Source organism: Campylobacter sp. CNRCH_2014_2849 (assembly GCF_025772845.1).
GTDB classification, from domain to species: Bacteria; Campylobacterota; Campylobacteria; order Campylobacterales; family Campylobacteraceae; genus Campylobacter_D; species Campylobacter_D lari_D.
The window spans coordinates 191,367-208,714 of the sequence record NZ_JAKMSW010000001.1 but is presented as its reverse complement, the minus strand read 5'-3'; the positions used below and the strand labels follow the sequence as shown (position 1 = coordinate 208,714).

The window sequence follows — 17,348 nt, the reverse complement described above, 5'->3', positions numbered from 1 at the left end:
GAAAAATATGGGACAATTGATTCATACTTTTACGGTTGAAAGCACAGATGAGATTATACCTAAGGTCAAGCAAGATTATGGCGATAAGGCTTTGATAGTAACTAATAAGCAAATTCGTCCAAAAACTATCAATCAAAAGCCTTTGTATGAGGTTATAGTGGCGATTGAAGAAGCTGATTATGAAGAGCATTTAAAACAAAATAATTTGCCTATGCCACCAAAGAAAAAACCAAACACAGCAAGTTTTCCTGAGGCTAAAATTCAAGCTCCAAAACTTGAAGATGAAAAAAAAGAAGAAGATGTAGTGCTTGATTTTTCTTCGAAAGCTAAGCAAAAACCTATTAATCCTTATTTAAATACAAGCAAAAAAGATGATAATTTTTTAAATTTAAAAAACAAACTTTCTCAAGTTAGTTCAGAAATTAGCAAGGTTTCAAACTATCAAGATTTTTCTATGCCAAATCCAAATTATGATAAAAAAATAGAAGCTTTTGAAAAACAAATGAACAAGCTTAATGATAAAATGAATTTGCTTGTGGATATGATGTGGGATGATAAGGCAGATTTACGCAAAGAATTAGCTATACCACCTGAGTTTGCAAGTATTTATAAGCAAGCTAAAGCAAGTGGTATGCAAGAAGCGCATTTAGAAGCGATTATGAAAGCAACTATTGAAAATATGCCAAGCACTATGAAAGCAAATCAAGAAGCAGTGCAAAGGTATTTTTACTCACTTTTGCGTAATATGCTTCCATGTCGTTTAGAAAGTGAAATTAAAAAGCAAAAAATCATGATGTTAGTAGGTCCAACAGGAGTAGGTAAAACTACAACTTTAGCAAAGCTTGCTTTTCGCTATGCTTATGGAGATAGACGCTATAAAACCGGTATTATAACTCTTGATACTTATAGAATAGGCGCAGTAGAGCAGCTTTTTCAATATGCTAAGATGATGAAACTTCCTATTATTGATAGTATAGAGCCAAATGACTTAGATGATGCGATTAGAAGTTTAAATACTTGTGAGGTTATTTTAGTAGATACAACCGGAAATTCACAGTATGATAAGGCAAAACTTGAAAAAACAAAAGAATTTTTATCGCATTCTAATGCGCAAATTGATGTGAATTTAGTGCTTTCAGCAAATACAAAATATGAAGATTTATTAGAAACTTATAATAATTTTTCATTTTTAAATATAGACACTTTAATCATTACAAAATTTGATGAAACAAAAGTATTTGGAAATGTGTTTTCTTTGCTTTATGAAACTAGCACTCCGATGAGCTTTTTTTCCATAGGTCAAGAAGTGCCTGATGATATAGAAGTAGCAAATAGCGACTTTTTGGTGCGTTGTGTGTTAGAAGGTTTTAGAAGGGATGAAAATGAGTAATCAAGCAGAAAAATTAAAAGATCTAGTAAAAAATGAAAACTCAAATGTAAAACATACCCATTTTATCGCAGTTACTAGCGGTAAAGGTGGGGTTGGAAAAAGTACTTTTAGTGCAAATTTGGGCAACATCCTAGCTAAAAATGGATATAAAGTAGGGCTTTTTGATGCAGATATAGGGCTTGCAAATTTAGATGTGATTTTAAATGTGCGTGTAGAAAAAAACCTTTTACATGTTTTAAAAGGTGAATGCTCACTAGAAGATATTCTAATAGAAGTCAAGCCAAATTTATGGCTTATCCCAGGTGAGAGTGGCGATGAAATTTTAAAATACAATGATAAAAATATTTATGAGAGATTTTTAAATCAAACAAGTATTTTAGATGATTTAGACTTTTTAATCATTGATACAGGAGCAGGTATTGGTGGCAATATAGGGAATTTCTTAGAAATGTCTGATGAGGTTATTGTCATAACTGTACCTGATCCTGCCGCGATTACCGATGCTTATGCTACTATAAAAACTACTTCAAAGACTAAAGAGAATTTATTAATGGTATTTAATGTAGTTAGAAATGAAAATGAGGCTTTAAGAATTTTTGATAATATTAAAAAAGTAGCAGATATTAACATTAAGCATAATTTAAATTTAGAATTTTTAGGATTTTTAGGTCAAAGTAAAGATATTAGTTCTAGTATTAAAAAAAGAACTTTATTTAGTGATGATGATACAAATGCAAGTGATGAGTTAAAAGCCATAGCTTCTAAGCTTTTGTATAGGTTGGAACAAAAAGTGCTTAATAATGTGGGAGATAAAAGCATTATGAGTTTTTTCAAAAAGCTTTTGGATCGTTTTTAGATTGAAGGAAAAAGATGAGACCAGAAAATTTTGTTGCTTTTTTTACTGTTTGCGGTTTTTTTATAGGATTAATGTTCACCATAGTTAATATAGAAGATGCAGTAGAGATAGTTGTATATACTTGTTTGATTACTTTTGTATTTTATGTGTTAATCCATATAGTAATTATGATTTTTGTAGATGCAAATAAAATTAGTGGTAGAAGCTTTAATAAAGAAAAATATGAAAATGAAAATAATAGCTTTATAGCAGAATTAGCTGCAAGAGAAAAGAAAATGGATTACTTGCTTGAAAAACTTCAAGAAGAGCGTGAAGACCTTAAAAAACTTGATAGCTCTTCAAAAAGAAAAGTAAAACATGCAGCCGCATAATGCTTATGCTTCTACGCTAAAAAAAGAACAAGACGACTTAGTCATCTCTTATATGCCCGCATTAAGAGCTATGGCTTTTAGACTTAAAGAGCGTTTGCCTGCAAGTATTGATGTAAATGATTTAATTAGTATTGGCGTAGAAGAGATGATTAAACTCTCGCGCCGCTATGATAAAGAACAAAATGACAATTTTTGGGGTTTTGCAAGAAAAAGAGTAAATGGAGCTATGCTTGATTATCTAAGAAGCCTTGATGTAATGAGTAGAAGCAATAGAAAAATCATCAAAGATATTGACGCTATTATAGATGAGTTTTATCAAGAAAATGAAAAAGAACCTGATGATGAGTATTTAGCACAAAGATTAAATTTAGAAGTAGAAAAGGTAAAAGAAGCAAGAGCAGCTCATGCTATATCGCTTGTTATGCCTTTGGATGAACAGCTAAATTGTTTTAATGATAGTAATATTATAGAACAAATAGAAAAAGAAGAATTAATAGAAAAAATCAACGCGGTTTTGGAAGAATTTAAAGAAAGAGAAAGGCTTGTGATACAGCTTTATTATTATGAAGAATTAAATTTAAAAGAAATTGCAGAGATTTTAGAGATTAGCGAGTCAAGAATTTCACAAATTCATAAGCGTTTGCTTAAGAAGATTAGAGAAAGGCTAGTTTAATGGCTGAAATACTTTCCCAAGAAGAAATTGATGCTCTTTTAGAAGTCGTTGATGATGATAGCGATGATAGTGCTGCTTCTTCAAAATTAGAAGAAATAGAAGATAAAAGAGATATTGTAGTATATGATTTTAAGCGTCCAAATAGGGTTTCAAAAGAACAACTTCGTTCTATTAAAGGAATTCATGATAAATTAGCTAGAAATCTTGCTTCGCAAATTTCATCTATGATGAGAAGTATAGTTGAGATTAAACTACACTCAGTTGATCAAATGACTTATGGTGAATTTTTGATGTCTTTACCTTCACCGACAAGCTTTAATGTTTTTTCTATTAAGCCTTTAGATGGAAATTGTGTTTTAGAGATCAATCCAAGTATTGCTTTCCCTATGATAGACAGACTTTTAGGTGGTCAAGGTGAAAGTTTTGACACCTTAAGAGAGCTTACAGAAATAGAACTTAACTTGCTTGATTCTATTTTGCGTATTATTATGCAAAGGCTTAAAGAAAGTTGGATGAATGTTACGGAAATTTATCCAAGTGTTGAAGCAAAAGAATCAAGTCCAAATGTTGTGCAAATTGTTTCTCAAAATGAGATTGTTATCATGGTGGTAATGGAGATTATCATAGGAAATTCAAGTGGTATGGTAAATATATGCTATCCAGTTGTGCATTTGGAAAGTATTTTGAGCCGTTTAGCAAATCGTGATATTATGATGGGTGAAACTTCGGCTAAAAAGTCAAGAAACAAAGAACTTAAAACTTTGATCGGTCGTGCTGAAGTGATTTATGAAGCTATGCTTGGTAAAACTTTTATCAATGTAAATGAATTTTTAGATTTAAAACAAGGAGATATTTTAAAACTTGATAGAAGTGCAGATGATAAAGCTATAGTAGCCATAGATAAAAAAGAAGTATTTTTAGCTCAAGTAGGACTTCATAGATTTAGAAAGTCGATTAAAATCTTAGAACTTATTAAAACTGATAAAGATGAGATTAAAGAAATGCTTGAAAAATATGAAGATGAAAGAAGAGCAAAGGCAAATTCTTATGATGAAAATGAAGAATTAGAAGAGGAAGAAGATGATCAATGATTTTTTAGGCATATTTGTCAACGAGTGCATAAGCACAATAGAAGGCTTAACAGGGAAAAGTGCTGAATTTAGCGAGTATTATGAGTATGATGTAAATTCTCAAGATTCTATGACTCCGCCATTAGTTAGTGCTACTTTTAGTGTCAATAATGAGATGAAAATCAAAATCTTAGCAAGTGCGGTTTTAATGAGTGCAATTGGTGAGTGGATGATGGGAGAAGAAGAAATCTCTAAAAATAGTGAGCTAAATGAAGATGAAATGGACGCGGCTAAAGAAGCTATACAAAATATCATTTCAGCATTTTCTACAACCTTAGGTGCACAAAAAGAAATTCCAAAAATGGAATTTAGTTTAGAAAATTGTGAATTTGTTGCAGATAGTCTAGAACTTGGCGGCTTTCATAAAATATATTTATATAATGTAAAAATAGCTGATTTAGAAGAGAAAATTTCCTTAGTATTTGATGAGAAAATTTATAAAGTTTTAACTAAAACTGATTTAGAAGAAATTGTTACAACTCATGAAGAGCATACTCAAGACCATAAAACCTTAGCAAGCGTTGAAGAGTTAAGAAATATCGGCTTGATTATGGATGTGCGTTTGCCTATAAGAGTGCGTATTGGTAGTAAAAAAATGCTTTTAAAGGATGTTTTAACTATGGACATAGGTTCAGTTATCGAGCTTGATCAATTAGCTAATGATCCTTTAGAAATTTTAATAGGTGATAAAAAGATTGCCTATGGGGAAGTAGTTATTGTAGATGGAAATTTTGGAGTACAAATTACTGAGATCGGCTCTAAAAAAGAAAGATTAGAGCAATTAAGATGAAAAATTAGTTCTCTAATCAAAAAACAATAAAAATCAATATAAGCTAAAAGGCTTAAAATCAAAATGTAAAGATTTTGGAGTGTTTAGCTTGAAAGGTTTTAACTCTTTTTTAGGAGCAACAATTAAAGCATAGTATATCTATCCCAAATGCTAAAAAATTGACTTTTAGAGCTTATGTATTCTCCATGGCTTGGATCAAGCACTTGTAAATAATTCCCCTTGTGATTAATAATTACCACAAAATGTGGGAAGCGTGGGTTATCTTCAATTTTTACAAGCATTGGAATATTTACAAGCTTGTCTAAGCTTTCTCTATTGATTTGATAGGAATTGCTTTCATAACCTAGCTTTTTAACTGCATCGTTTAAATCTGCAAAGCTTACCATATCCGTATAAAGCTTTTGTCCGCTCATGGTTTGTAAAAGTTTAAGCTCATCAAACTTTTTATCATCAAGTATATTGATTAAAGTTGCCAAAGATGAAGCCCCGCAAGATTGCTCGTAAGTTTGTCTTATTACTCTTTCGTTTTTAATTTCTTGATAAGACTTGACTACCCATTCTGCTTTTGCATTCAAAGAAAGAATGGATAAAAATAATAAAATTTTTAAAATTTTCTCCATAAGCTTATCCCAAATATACTATCAGGCGAAGCAGAACTTCCCCCAAAACTAGCATTAACAGAAACTGCGGTATCTGAATTAATGCTATAAGTAGAGCCTAAACTTAAAGTTGGAATAGAACGCACTTCAGAATTTTGATAGCCATTGATTTTTTGCTCGGTTTGAAATCTTTGCTCTGCTCCTAAATCCAAAGTAATCTTAGGACTTAGTATGATAGATAAATCCCCACCCACATAAATACTATTTCCATACTCTATTTTAAGGGTTTTAAATTTTCTTGATTAATTATAACCAAAACCGATATAAATGCTATATACAACAGGGTCGCTATATCCCCTTAAACTAGCTTGTAGACTTTGTGATTTTAGATAAAAGTTTTTGGTTTGATTGATTGCTTTTTCTCTTTGAATGACTGCAGTTTGAAAGGTAATTTGTGGAATTAAATCTGCAATGCTATCTCCTGTATAAATAAAACCTAGCCATAAACATCAAGACATATTCTGTTTTTACTAGAATACTCATTTGTAAAAAAGTTTGTATATTCAGCTCTTGCATAACTTCCGCTCCCTGACACAAGTATATCGAACTTGGGTGTTAGGGTATAAATGAAAGTTTGAGTTAAAAACACTTGCTTTGTATCATTCCAAATTGTAGGATCTCTACCTACAATGATGTTGGGATAAAGTGCATAAGAATTTGCATTTCCTGTACTAAGCAAAGAAAAGCTTGTGATACTTCTTAAGCCTATTTGCTTTTTAAATAAACTGTCTATACTTAGTTCATCACTAGCAAAAATACAACTAAGTAAAACCATAAATGTTAAGAAAATCTTTTTCATTGTTACCTTTCTAAATATTTTTAGATTTTTTCCATTAAAACAATAAATGTTTCAAATAACAAATTGATTTTAATATGTAATTTGTGATATTCTTTAAAAAAGAGTAAAAATAGCTAAAAAAGGAAGTTATGTTAAAGAAGTTAGCAAGTTCTTTGATTTTAGGTTCTTTGTTGGTAAGTTCTGCTTTTGCTGGGGATTTTTTAGCTAAAGTTAGTAATAGTGCTTTAAGTGATAATTCTCAAGGCGTAAAAGTTCTAAATGTAGATGAAATGAAACAAGTTAAGGGTGGGTATTTAGTCGGTTTTAAATTTTTTAAAGATCGTCCAAATTTAATTTCAGAAGTTTATGCAATTGCAGATTTTTCAGAATACGAACTTAGCAATCTTAACAAGGGTCTATGTGGTGCAGGAGATGAAAAATGCTCAAACCCTAGTAGAGATAGATTAATTTCTTGGTTGCAAGCGAGTGCTAATTCTCCTGCTGAATATCGTCCTGTATATAAGGTAAAAAGACAAATAAAATACTCAAATTTAGGACAGCCTTATGTTTTATTTACTTATGGAGTCGGTGTTTATAATGTAAAGAATGGACAAATATATCAATATAATTCTAGTCCTATGTTAAATAATAATACAATCATGAGAGAAATTGCTTATAAATATCAAAATTCTATACAAGATGCCATGGGTGGTTGGAATCCAAGATTATTTTAATAAAATATCATAAAAAAAGGGTTTTCTATGGTAAATTTTGATACTCAATATACAAATATTAATTATCTAAGCAATAACACGAACAATAAAAAATCTGTGCTTAAAAACGATGATAATTATTTTAATTCCGTGATAAAAAAATTTAATTTCTCTGAAAAAACCAAAGAAGAACAAGGGTATAATGGATCTTCTGATGTAAAAGAAGTAGAAAACTCTTTATATAAAAGATATATGGAAGATAAACTAAGCAAGGATGAAATAAAAATACTTAATAAATTTGGCACAGACTATCTTACAGAAGGCGTAGATTTGTCCGCACTTCATAAACGAAAAGTTGATCTTTTAAAAACTCTTACAAGTATGAATGAATTTGAGAAAATATGGGGTGCTGAAAGGGCACAAAGAGAAAAACAATTTTTTAATGAACTTGGTAAGTCACTTACTCAAGAAGATATAGATAGGTTCTTAGCTAATAAAAACAATCAAAAAGAAGACAAAGAAAAACCCTTTAAACCTATACAAGCAGAAAGTAAAAACAAAGAAACTTACAAAGATGATAATATAAGAAACGAACTTGTAAAAAAACTATTAGAAGGCAAATTTAGCACAAGTAAAGAATTAGAACTTCTTTTTGGTATGAAATTTAGTGATGATGCAGGAGAATTTAACAAAGTTCTTTCTTTAAATTCTGCACCAAAAAGTATAGATATTAAAGTTTGAAAATGCAACAATTTAAATCACATTAAAGAGAAATTATGTTTAAAAAATTAGCAAGTTCTTTAATTTTAGGTTCTTTGTTAGTAAGTTTTGCTTTTGCTGGGGATTTTTTAGCTAAAGTTAGTAATGGTGCTTTAAGTGATAATTCTCAAGGCGTAAAAGTTCTAAATGTAGATGAAATGAAACAAGTTAAGGGTGGGTATCAAACTAGCTTTAAGCTAGTTAGGAATAATGAGCTTTTAGCTTTTGCTAAGCCTAGTTGGACTTCAGAATTAACCTTATTTCAAGATAGTAACGGAGATCAATATTATTGGAATAGAGAAGGGCTTGTCCGATTTGGTGGAATGTGCGGTATAGATACCACAAATTGCTTAGTTAATGGAAAACATACATACACAAATCAACAAAGACTTTTGGAAACTATGAGTATAGTAGGAAATGATCCTTATCACAATTTTATTGGATATACTGTAAAAAGAAATATTGGTGTTTCTAATTTAGGAAAAAGATTTGTATATTTCTCCTATGGTGTAGCTGTTATTAACGAACAATTAGGTAGTTGGTATAGAGTAAAATCGAGCACTGTTTTAAACAATTACAAAGTAATTAAAGAAATAAGTTCAAAATATAAGAATGATATGGAATTAGCTCTTGGTGGTTATTCTATAAAATAAAAAGGATAAGTTAATGATAAACGGTATAAATTTCAATTTAAATCATCATCACACTATCTTAAATTTAAATAATAAGAAAGAAGATGAAAAATTTTCAAATAATACAATGACTGAAAATTCTATTTATCGCGGGAAAAATTTGAATTTAATTCTAAAATATTCGGACTTGATAAAAGTATTAGCAAAAAAGATATGAAAAAATTTAATAACTTTATGAAGTCAAATGCTTTAAAAGATCCAAATAAAATAGAAAAATCTTCACTTAAAAATCTTGGTAAAGATTATAATAGTTGGGATATAAAAGATGAAGATATTAAATTGATGAACTTTTCCTCTTACTCTCAAATGTTTAATCTTGGATCTGATATTACTAAAAAAGCATCTAATTTTAGAAAAGAATTTAATAATCTTATGCAAGAAGATTTAACTCTAGAGGAATTTAAAACTAAATATCTTGATTTTAAACAAAGACACGATGAGTTTGTAAAAGAATTTGAAATAGCTATGGGCGATAAAATGTTACTTAATGATAATAATGATACTAGCATACAAGAAAACAAAGAAACTTTTAAACCTATACAAGCAGAAAGTAAAAACAAAGAAACTTACAAAGATGATAGCACAAGAAACGAGCTTGTAAAAAAACTATTAGAAGGTAAATTTAGTATAAGCGATGAGTTGAAAATTCTTTTTGGTGTTAAAATAGATGTAAAGATTTAAATAATAACGAATTTACTAAAATCTTTTCATAATTAAGTGTGTATAATATATAAAAGTGTGAATTTGAAAGTTTAGAAATTTAAAAAAATCTAATTTAATGCAGTTTGCAAAAGAAAATTATTTAAAAATTACATAAAAGATTATTATAAAAATTTAGCTAGAATGGAATTTATTTTAACTAAAGGTTATAAAATGAATGAAAAAATAATCCAAGATTTAGAAAAATTTGCTAACATGCCAAACCTAAAAAATGCTATAACTTTTTTTGGTTCTGCAAGATTAAAAGAAGACAATGAGTATTGTATTTTGACTTCAAAATTAGCTCAAAAGTTAGCTGATGAGGGTTATAGCATCATCAGTGGCGGTGGCGGTGGTATTATGCAAGCTGCAAATTACGGGGCTATGCAAAGTCAAGCTTCGCACTTGAAATCTTTTGGATTTAATATACATTTACCATTTGAGCAAAAAGCAAATGACTTTTTAGAGTATAATATCACTTTTAAGAGCTTAGCCATTCGCAAAATGGCTCTTATCCAAAAGAGTCTAGCTTTTGTGATTTTCCCAGGCGGCTTTGGAACATTAGATGAATTTTTTGAAATTCTTACTCTTAAGCAACTTAGTTTTAAAAAAGATGTTCCTATTATTTTAGTTGGGCAAAAATTTTGGCAACCTCTTGATGAATTTATCAAAACTTCTTTACTAGAACTTGGAACTATATCTAAAAATGATGAGTTAAAGTATAGTATAAGTGATGATTTAGATGAAATTATAAGAATGATAAAGGAAAAAGATGAAAATTCTTGTTGCAATGAGTGGGGGTGTAGATAGCACTGTAACTGCTTATAAGTTAAAGCAAGCAGGACATGAGATTATAGGTTGTTATATGAAGCTTCATGGAAAAGCTAATTATCATGAAGAAAATATACAAAAAGTTGAAAAAGTTGCTAAATTTTTAGACATCAAATATCATATTTTAGACTTACAAGAAGATTTTAAAAATCAAGTTTATATGCCTTTTGTTAATACCTACAAAGAAGGAAAGACGCCAAATCCTTGTGCTTTGTGTAATCGCTTTATTAAGCTTGGCAAGCTTTTAGAATTTGCTAAGAGTTTGGGTTGTGAGAAATTAGCCACAGGTCATTATGCAAGGATAGAAAATGGTTTGATTAAAATTGCAGTTGATGAGAGTAAGGATCAAAGCTATTTTTTAGCAAATGCAGAGAAAGAGGCTTTGGAATATTTGATTTTCCCTCTTGGAGAGATGAGAAAAGAAGATGTGAAAAAATTTGCTTCTACAATTGATGTTTTAAAATCTTTTGCAACACAAAAGGAAAGTTCTGAAATTTGTTTTGTGGAAGATACTTATGTGCAAGTTTTAGATCAGTTTATGGATACTAAAATTCCAGGTATTGTAAGAGATAGTAGTGGTAAAGAAGTAGGAAAACACGAAGGTTATATGCACTATACCATAGGTAAAAGAAGAGGTTTTGAGGTACGCGGGGCTCATGAGCCACATTTTGTGTTAAAAATTGATCCTAAAAAAAATGAAATCATAGTAGGTAAAAAAGAAGAACTTAAGATAAGTGAATTTAATCTTGATAATATTAATTTATTTGTTGATGCTAAAGAGCTAGATTGTGAAGTAAAAATACGCTATAGATCAAGATCGACCCCATGTAAAGTTTTGATTAATGAAGATAAAAGTGCAAAAATCATCTTACAAGAGCCTGTTTATGGACTTGCTAGCGGGCAAATGGCAGTATTTTACGATAAAGATTTGGTTCTTGCAAGCGGATTTATTAAATAAAAAAGCTAAAGGGTTGCACCCCTTTGGCGTTGTAGTGTTTATTCTAATAAATCTTTTAGTGGAATTTCTAAACTTTTAGAAATTTTATATAAGTGCTCTAAATTAAAATGTTTACCATATCGATTGCACTCACAATTTGAATAAAATGCAACGGATTTTATACCTATATCTAAGGCTAACTCAAGCTGAGAAATTCCTTTTTTCTCTCTAAAATTTCTTATATTTGATGATACTTTTTTATAAAAATTTAAAATTTCTTCTTCGCTAGAATTGCTAAAGTCCTCTTCCATTTTTTATCCTATAGGATTAATATGAAATTAAACTTTACAAAGATATAATTTTTTTAAATATATCCTATAGGATAAATTAAAGAGGTAATAATATGATAAAGAAAATTATCAGTAATGGTAGAAAGAGAATTTTTGACACGATCAATACAAAAGAAGTGAAGATAAAATATCTTGAAAATAATGAAATTTGTATTACGCTAATAAATATAGAAGATAAGAAATTTAATAATTTTAGATTTAATTGTTTGGAAAATTTTAAAGATGATATTTATAAATTTCTTACAGAAGAAACACAAGAAAACTTAATGGAAATAAAAAATTCTATTGCTCAATTTAGTTATCAAGAAAATTTAATGTTAGGAGTTGGTCAATGAAAAAAATTATAATATTATGCATTTTAATAAGTGTTGTTTTTAGTTCTAATAATTATGATGCTAAAGAACAGAGGTATCAAGAAAAGTATCAACAATCCATACAAGGCTATGATAATCTTATGAATAATATAATAGATAGAATGACTACCGATGAAAATATAGGAACCTATTCTATGGGATTTGATAGTGCTTTTATTTGTGGTGTTATAAATCTTATACAAAGTGTGGCTAATATATTTTATTTTGGTGATGATCCTGATGGTTACAACTTAGAAGCGATTATAGGAAGAGATGATTATAGACCTTCTTATTATCTCGAATATGGATTTGGAACCGATTGGGATAGATTTTCTTTTGTGGGAGCATTAGAATACTTTGTATATCTGTTGCCAAAGATATTAGCTTATTTATTTGTGGCATATTTGATATACAGATTACTATTGAAATTACAGGTTAAAGATAATGTTTAATATCTAAATTCTAAAATTTTTATAAGAAATATATCTTTTAATAAAAGATATATTTCAATTGTATTTTATTAGTTTAAAAATATCTCCATAATGCTTATATCAAACCATAAAAGATCAAATTTAAGTAAAATTCCATAAATTACTGCACTAAATAATCCTGCGAAAATTCCTGCTAAAACATCATCTAGCATTACACCCAAACCACCTTTTGTTTTTTTGTCAATTTTACCTATGATAGAAGGTTTTGTGATATCAAAAAATCTAAATAAAACAAAAGAAAGCAAAAAAGTAAAAACACTCTGTCCGCAAATTGCCAAGGCTAAAAATACCCCAACAACTTCATCTATTACAATATGCTTATCATCGTGTATGCCTGTTTGTTTTTCATATTGATCGATGATTTTTATAGAGATTAAAAAAAGTAAAATTGCAAGTAAGATCAAAGTTCCTATACCCAAATACCTTAAAATAAAAAAAGCAGGGATTAGCGCTGCTATTGTACCAAAGGTTCCTGGAGCTTTATTAACACTACCTGAATAAAAAAAAGTTAAAAATAATTTTTGCATGATTACACCATATATGACATTTGATGAAGTTTTATAAGTTGCTCATAAAATTCTTTATCGCTTCGATACTCTAAAATACCATGTGTAGGGAAAAGATTACTATAGATATTTTGTTTATTATGAAAGCGATTTGGGAAAAGCTCAGATAAAATCAAAGCTGAAATTTCTCTTCTTATAAAAACTGCTGGTGGAATGATACCAAGTCTAAGTAAATTTTTTAAAGAATCACCATGGTATTTCATATGATGATGAGCTCCATGGGGACATGATTTGGTACTTACTACCATTTTACATTCATCACAAAATACAAATTCAGGAAGTATGGTAACTTCTATATTATAATCTTTTGCAAAATCATCAAGCACGGTAAAGGTTCTGTTTTGATTAAAATACATCCCAAGTCCTGCATGATTTTGTCCTACAAAAAGTTTATTGCAATCAAAACTTTTAGCCAAAGCACACTCAAGCACAGGGTTTAAATGCGAGGCAAAAATTTTGATATTATGTAAAGGTATAAGTAAAACCCTAGAAGATGGTAAGTAATTTTGCGCAAAAACATCAAAACAACGCTTTTTGAGTTTTAAGCTCAATCCGTTGTTTTCATAGGATTCTATAAGGAAAATAATCACTAAATCAGATTGTTCTATAGCCCATCTTAAAATTCTCTCATGTGCTCTATGAAAAGGATCAAAACTTGAAACAATGGCTGTGATATTAGAAGGATTTAATCTTTTTTTGATTTTTTCAAAATCTTCTTTAATGGCTTTGATATTATTGTGATAAATTTCAAATTCGCCACTTATACAAATTTTTCCAAAATCTTGGATCAAGCAAGCATTAGGTCTAAAAATATCATTGCTATTTTTATCATTTTCAAATTTGCTTTCTAAAATGATATGTCCTATGGGTTTATCATTGCAAATAAAGTCTATTTTATCGCCAACTTTTGCATTTTCTAAAGCAGTATTATTTTCTTTTGTACTTGCAGGTGCAAAGGTAAGAGTATAAGGAATTTTTTGTTTATGTATCATTCCTGTGGCTATAACTTCATCTCTTTCTTTTTGATTCATTAATTTTGTAAAAGAACCAAAAACTCCTTCTTTGATAAAACATAAAACTTCGTATTCTTCTTCTGAGATTGTAATACTATTTTTTCTTTGTAATGCCATATTTTTTCCTTTTTTCCCATAAAGATTTTCTAGAAATTCCTAATTTTTTTGACAAATCTGTATCAGGAAAGACATTTTGATAACTAATGATAATATGTTTAACATAATCATCAATAGTTAAAATTCCATTACTTTCGAAGTTTTTCTCATCCTCACCCAGTTCTAAAATTTGAAAATCACTATGTTCAACATTTGTACTTGTATGTATAATAACAGCTTTTTTTAAAGCAAGGTTTAACACTTTTTCTTTGTCTGATGATTTTAGAGTTTGGAAATTTACAAGATAGTATAAACAATTATCTTTAAAGATTTTATCTAAATTTTGTTGATGTGAAAGATCTATGTAAATATTTGCGACATTATGCTCATTGGTATAGTTAAATACAAAATGATCTGCAAAATTTTGATTATTAGTTTTTAAAATCAAAGGCAATTTGAATTTTTTATAATCAAAAGTTGGTAATTTAGCTGTCTCAAATTTATGTTTTAAATAAGACTGATAAGTATGATTTAAAATATTTATTTTCTTAAATTCTTGAAAATGTTTGATTTTTCGCGTTAATTCTTCTATCATAAAAGGCTTTTGTATATAATCACTCGCACCGGCTTTTAGTGGCGCTAAAACTGTATCTGAGCTTATATAAGATATGAGTAAAATAATAATTTTATGCTTAAAAATTTCTACAATATGTTCAAAATTAGCCATACTAGTAGAAAGCAAAATGATTTCATAATCATGATGAGCAAGCTCATTAACATTTGCAATAATATCACAATCATAACCTATAGAATTAAGTTTTGAACCTATGCTTTGGGCTAAATAAAATTCATTTTCTACTATTAAAACTTTCATAATTTCATCCAATCAAAATATTTTAAATTCGCACTTACTAAAACAGCAATTCCTTCTTTTCTTCCTACAAAACCTAAATGCTCTGTGGTGGTGGCTTTGATATTGATTTTATTTGGTGTTACTTTTAATATTTTGGCTATATTAAAAGCAATATCTTCTTTAAAATCTTTCATCTTGGGCGTTTGTGCAATGATTGTAATATCAGCGTTCACAAGCTCAAATCCATAATTTTGCACCAAAGTATAAGCATTTTGCAATAAAAGCATAGAATCTGCGTTTTTATATTGTATATCATTATCTGGAAAAAGTTCTCCAATATCTCCAAGTCCTGCTGCACCTAAAAGCGCATCAATTAGTGCATGAGTTAGCACATCTCCATCAGAATGAGCTTTCAAGCCCATGTTTTCATGTACCTTTACTCCGCCTAAAAGTAAGGCTCTTTGCTCTCCAAATTCATGCACATCAAAGCCATTTCCATTAAAAATTTCCCAAGATGGTTTTGGTAAATTTAAGCTTTTTAAATCTTCTTTAAAGGTAATTTTTTTAGCTAACTCATCACCTTGTACATACCAAATCTTACCACCAATAGCTTGTATTGCTGTGCTATCATCGGTAAAATTTGCATTTTGCTCTAAAGCTTTTTTGAGCATACTTGTGCGCGAAAGTTGAGGGGTTTGTATGAGTTTTATTTTATCTCTGTCGATAACTTCTTGAGCATAAATTGCTGTATCGCTTACTTTTAAAACAGGTGTAATACAATCTGCTTTATCGTAATTTTCTATAATATTATTAAAAAGGTTTTTAGAGATCAAAACCCTTGCAACATCGCTAACTAAAACATATTCACTTTGTACTAAATTTAAAGCATTAAGTAATGATTGTGCTCTTGTATTACCGCCTTTAACAAAATGATACTCAGGTGCAAATCTTTTCATATAAGAAATATTACCAGAAGTAACAATTACTTGTTTAAAAGGGTAAAAAGAACTTAAATTTTTAGTTGCATAAAGCCATAAAGGATGTTCACCTAGTCTTAAAAACTGCTTTTTTACTGGAGCATTAAATCTTGATGACTCCCCTGCTGATAGCATAATCAAGGAAATATCTAACATTTGTTACACCTTAATTTTTTATTAATGTTACGATATTATACACCATAAAAGCCAAAATTTATATTTAAGTTAGTAGAATTAATCATTTTAAACAACAAGGAGAAAAATTGAAGGAAAAAATCGAAGAAAGACTAAAACAAGTTATATATCCGGGATTTAAAAAAGATATAGTAAGTTTTGGTTTTGTAAAAAAGATTGATTTGAATGAAAAACAAGCTCATATTGTAGTCGAAATCGTTTCGGCTAATGCTCAAATTGCACAAGAACTTAGACTAAACATTGCAAATGTTTTAAAAGATTTAAATTTAGAGCTTAATTTAGAAATCATACAGCCAAAAATTCCTGAAGAAAAAAGCAATTCAAGAAGTGGTAAAAATATCGCTCCGCAAATTAAAAATTTTCTTATGATTTCAAGTGGAAAAGGTGGGGTAGGTAAAAGTACTACAACTTTAAATTTAGCGATTTCTTTGGCTAAAATGGGTAAAAGGGTAGGGCTTTTGGACGCAGATATTTATGGACCAAATATACCAAGAATGCTAGGTGAGAGTAAAAGCAAACCTGAAATTGTAGGTCAAAAAATTCGTCCTATTTTATCTCATGGGGTTTATATGATGAGTATGGGTGTGTTGATAGAAGAAGGCAAGGGTTTAATGTGGCGTGGCTCTATGATCATGAAAGCGATTGAACAACTTTTAGCTGATGTGCTTTGGCCTGAACTTGATGTATTATTGCTTGATATGCCTCCAGGAACAGGTGATGCGCAAATTACCCTAGCTCAAAGCGTACCAGTGAGTGCGGGTGTGTGTGTAAGTACTCCTCAAGTAGTGTCTTTAGATGATAGCAAAAGAGCGCTAGATATGTTTGAAAAATTGCACATTCCTGTTGCAGGTATTATAGAAAATATGAGTGGCTTTTTATGTCCTGATAATGGTAAAGAATATGATATCTTTGGTAAAGGCACCACAGAAGAAATGGCAAAAGCTTATAAGTGTGAAGTTTTAGCTCAAATTCCTATCGAAATGAGTGTAAGAGAAGGTGGAGATAGCGGTAAGCCTGTAAGTTTTTATATGCCTGAGAGTGTAAGTTCAAAAAGATATTTACAAGCTGCTGAAAAAATTTGGGAATTTATAGAAAAGGTTAATCAAGAAGGTAAAGTAGATAATTCAGCTATTCAACCTATAATGAATGGCAAAAGCGCGTGCTCGCAATAAGGAG

The 17,348-nt window shown here is 29.5% G+C and carries 21 protein-coding genes and 2 pseudogenes; 16 read left to right on the top strand and 7 right to left on the bottom strand.

All coding sequences use genetic code 11. The annotated features are described in order from the left end of the window. Window positions 1-7: 7 nt before the first annotated feature. From flhF to fliY, 6 genes are read left to right on the top strand one after another with little or no spacing between them, the layout of a single operon-like run. A complete protein-coding gene (gene flhF / locus L8X33_RS01055; protein ID WP_039667960.1) occupies window positions 8-1,390 on the top strand; it encodes a flagellar biosynthesis protein FlhF in 1,383 nt (460 codons plus the stop codon). After that, window positions 1,383-2,246, top strand: a complete 864-nt coding sequence (gene flhG, locus L8X33_RS01050; RefSeq protein WP_133319628.1) for a flagella biosynthesis ATPase FlhG — start codon at window positions 1,383-1,385, stop codon at window positions 2,244-2,246. Before flhF ends, flhG begins: the two co-directional genes overlap by 8 nt. Before the next feature lie 14 nt (window positions 2,247-2,260). Then, entirely contained in the window at window positions 2,261-2,617 is a 357-nt protein-coding gene (locus L8X33_RS01045) for a hypothetical protein (RefSeq protein ID WP_133319627.1), read from the top strand. Continuing rightward, window positions 2,604-3,290 (top strand): RNA polymerase sigma factor FliA, encoded by a 687-nt coding sequence (locus L8X33_RS01040; RefSeq protein WP_133319626.1) that lies wholly within the window; start codon window positions 2,604-2,606, stop codon window positions 3,288-3,290. The genes L8X33_RS01045 and L8X33_RS01040 overlap by 14 nt, the downstream gene beginning before the upstream one ends. Continuing rightward, entirely contained in the window at window positions 3,290-4,381 is a 1,092-nt protein-coding gene (gene fliM / locus L8X33_RS01035; protein WP_133319625.1) for a flagellar motor switch protein FliM, read from the top strand. The genes L8X33_RS01040 and fliM overlap by 1 nt, the downstream gene beginning before the upstream one ends. Continuing rightward, window positions 4,371-5,210, top strand: coding sequence for a flagellar motor switch protein FliY (gene fliY, locus L8X33_RS01030; protein ID WP_133319624.1), 840 nt, complete (start codon window positions 4,371-4,373; stop codon window positions 5,208-5,210). Before fliM ends, fliY begins: the two co-directional genes overlap by 11 nt. A gap of 33 nt (window positions 5,211-5,243) precedes the next feature. Here fliY and L8X33_RS01025 read toward each other — a convergent pair. Both L8X33_RS01025 and L8X33_RS01020 read right to left on the bottom strand, forming a co-directional pair. Next, window positions 5,244-5,830 (bottom strand): annotated as a pseudogene (locus L8X33_RS01025) (C39 family peptidase). Further along, window positions 5,815-6,668 (bottom strand): annotated as a pseudogene (locus L8X33_RS01020) (hypothetical protein). The pseudogenes L8X33_RS01025 and L8X33_RS01020 overlap by 16 nt, the downstream one beginning before the upstream one ends. Before the next feature lie 128 nt (window positions 6,669-6,796). Here L8X33_RS01020 and L8X33_RS01015 point away from each other — a divergent pair. From L8X33_RS01015 to mnmA, 7 genes are all read left to right on the top strand, one after another. Next, the gene (locus L8X33_RS01015; protein ID WP_263669740.1) at window positions 6,797-7,381 is read left to right on the top strand and encodes a hypothetical protein; all 585 of its coding nucleotides are present in this window, start codon (window positions 6,797-6,799) and stop codon (window positions 7,379-7,381) included. A gap of 27 nt (window positions 7,382-7,408) precedes the next feature. Then, complete coding sequence (locus tag L8X33_RS01010; RefSeq protein ID WP_263666336.1) at window positions 7,409-8,101, top strand: hypothetical protein; 693 nt, start codon at window positions 7,409-7,411, stop codon at window positions 8,099-8,101. A gap of 35 nt (window positions 8,102-8,136) precedes the next feature. Beyond that, window positions 8,137-8,772 carry a hypothetical protein gene (locus L8X33_RS01005; protein WP_263666335.1) on the top strand — a complete coding sequence of 212 codons (636 nt, stop codon included), beginning with the start codon at window positions 8,137-8,139 and terminating at the stop codon, window positions 8,770-8,772. 13 nt (window positions 8,773-8,785) lie between these two features. Further along, on the top strand, window positions 8,786-8,968 hold the full coding sequence (locus L8X33_RS01000; protein ID WP_052823866.1) for a hypothetical protein: 183 nt from the start codon (window positions 8,786-8,788) through the stop codon (window positions 8,966-8,968). Further along, complete coding sequence (locus L8X33_RS00995) at window positions 8,965-9,492, top strand: hypothetical protein (protein WP_263666334.1); 528 nt, start codon at window positions 8,965-8,967, stop codon at window positions 9,490-9,492. Before L8X33_RS01000 ends, L8X33_RS00995 begins: the two co-directional genes overlap by 4 nt. Window positions 9,493-9,684: 192 nt before the next feature. Next, entirely contained in the window at window positions 9,685-10,320 is a 636-nt protein-coding gene (locus L8X33_RS00990; RefSeq protein ID WP_263666333.1) for a TIGR00730 family Rossman fold protein, read from the top strand. Continuing rightward, complete coding sequence (mnmA, locus tag L8X33_RS00985; RefSeq protein ID WP_133319621.1) at window positions 10,283-11,299, top strand: tRNA 2-thiouridine(34) synthase MnmA; 1,017 nt, start codon at window positions 10,283-10,285, stop codon at window positions 11,297-11,299. The genes L8X33_RS00990 and mnmA overlap by 38 nt, the downstream gene beginning before the upstream one ends. Before the next feature lie 38 nt (window positions 11,300-11,337). Here mnmA and L8X33_RS00980 read toward each other — a convergent pair whose 3' ends face one another. Next, window positions 11,338-11,589: a helix-turn-helix domain-containing protein gene (locus L8X33_RS00980; RefSeq protein WP_039640720.1), complete on the bottom strand. Its 252-nt coding sequence runs from the start codon at window positions 11,587-11,589 to the stop codon at window positions 11,338-11,340. A gap of 92 nt (window positions 11,590-11,681) precedes the next feature. On the opposite strand from L8X33_RS00980, the gene L8X33_RS00975 reads away from it, so the two are divergent. After that, window positions 11,682-11,963, top strand: a complete 282-nt coding sequence (locus L8X33_RS00975; protein ID WP_263666332.1) for a hypothetical protein — start codon at window positions 11,682-11,684, stop codon at window positions 11,961-11,963. 119 nt (window positions 11,964-12,082) lie between these two features. Further along, the gene (locus L8X33_RS00970) at window positions 12,083-12,433 is read left to right on the top strand and encodes a hypothetical protein (protein WP_263666331.1); all 351 of its coding nucleotides are present in this window, start codon (window positions 12,083-12,085) and stop codon (window positions 12,431-12,433) included. 68 nt (window positions 12,434-12,501) lie between these two features. Here the strand turns inward: L8X33_RS00970 and L8X33_RS00965 are convergent, their stop codons facing one another. From L8X33_RS00965 to L8X33_RS00950, 4 genes are read right to left on the bottom strand one after another with little or no spacing between them, the layout of a single operon-like run. Then, entirely contained in the window at window positions 12,502-12,999 is a 498-nt protein-coding gene (locus L8X33_RS00965) for a phosphatidylglycerophosphatase A (protein ID WP_043019364.1), read from the bottom strand. A 2-nt stretch (window positions 13,000-13,001) separates the two neighbouring features. Further along, window positions 13,002-14,168 (bottom strand): sulfate adenylyltransferase, encoded by a 1,167-nt coding sequence (locus tag L8X33_RS00960; protein WP_133319619.1) that lies wholly within the window; start codon window positions 14,166-14,168, stop codon window positions 13,002-13,004. Next, complete coding sequence (locus L8X33_RS00955) at window positions 14,146-15,021, bottom strand: hypothetical protein (protein ID WP_220566787.1); 876 nt, start codon at window positions 15,019-15,021, stop codon at window positions 14,146-14,148. The genes L8X33_RS00960 and L8X33_RS00955 overlap by 23 nt, the downstream gene beginning before the upstream one ends. Next, window positions 15,018-16,133 carry a bifunctional 2-C-methyl-D-erythritol 4-phosphate cytidylyltransferase/2-C-methyl-D-erythritol 2,4-cyclodiphosphate synthase gene (locus L8X33_RS00950; protein ID WP_220566788.1) on the bottom strand — a complete coding sequence of 372 codons (1,116 nt, stop codon included), beginning with the start codon at window positions 16,131-16,133 and terminating at the stop codon, window positions 15,018-15,020. The genes L8X33_RS00955 and L8X33_RS00950 overlap by 4 nt, the downstream gene beginning before the upstream one ends. Before the next feature lie 107 nt (window positions 16,134-16,240). Here L8X33_RS00950 and L8X33_RS00945 point away from each other — a divergent pair, with 107 nt between their 5' ends. Continuing rightward, complete coding sequence (locus L8X33_RS00945) at window positions 16,241-17,344, top strand: Mrp/NBP35 family ATP-binding protein (protein WP_133319616.1); 1,104 nt, start codon at window positions 16,241-16,243, stop codon at window positions 17,342-17,344. The last annotated feature ends 4 nt before the right edge of the window (window positions 17,345-17,348 follow it).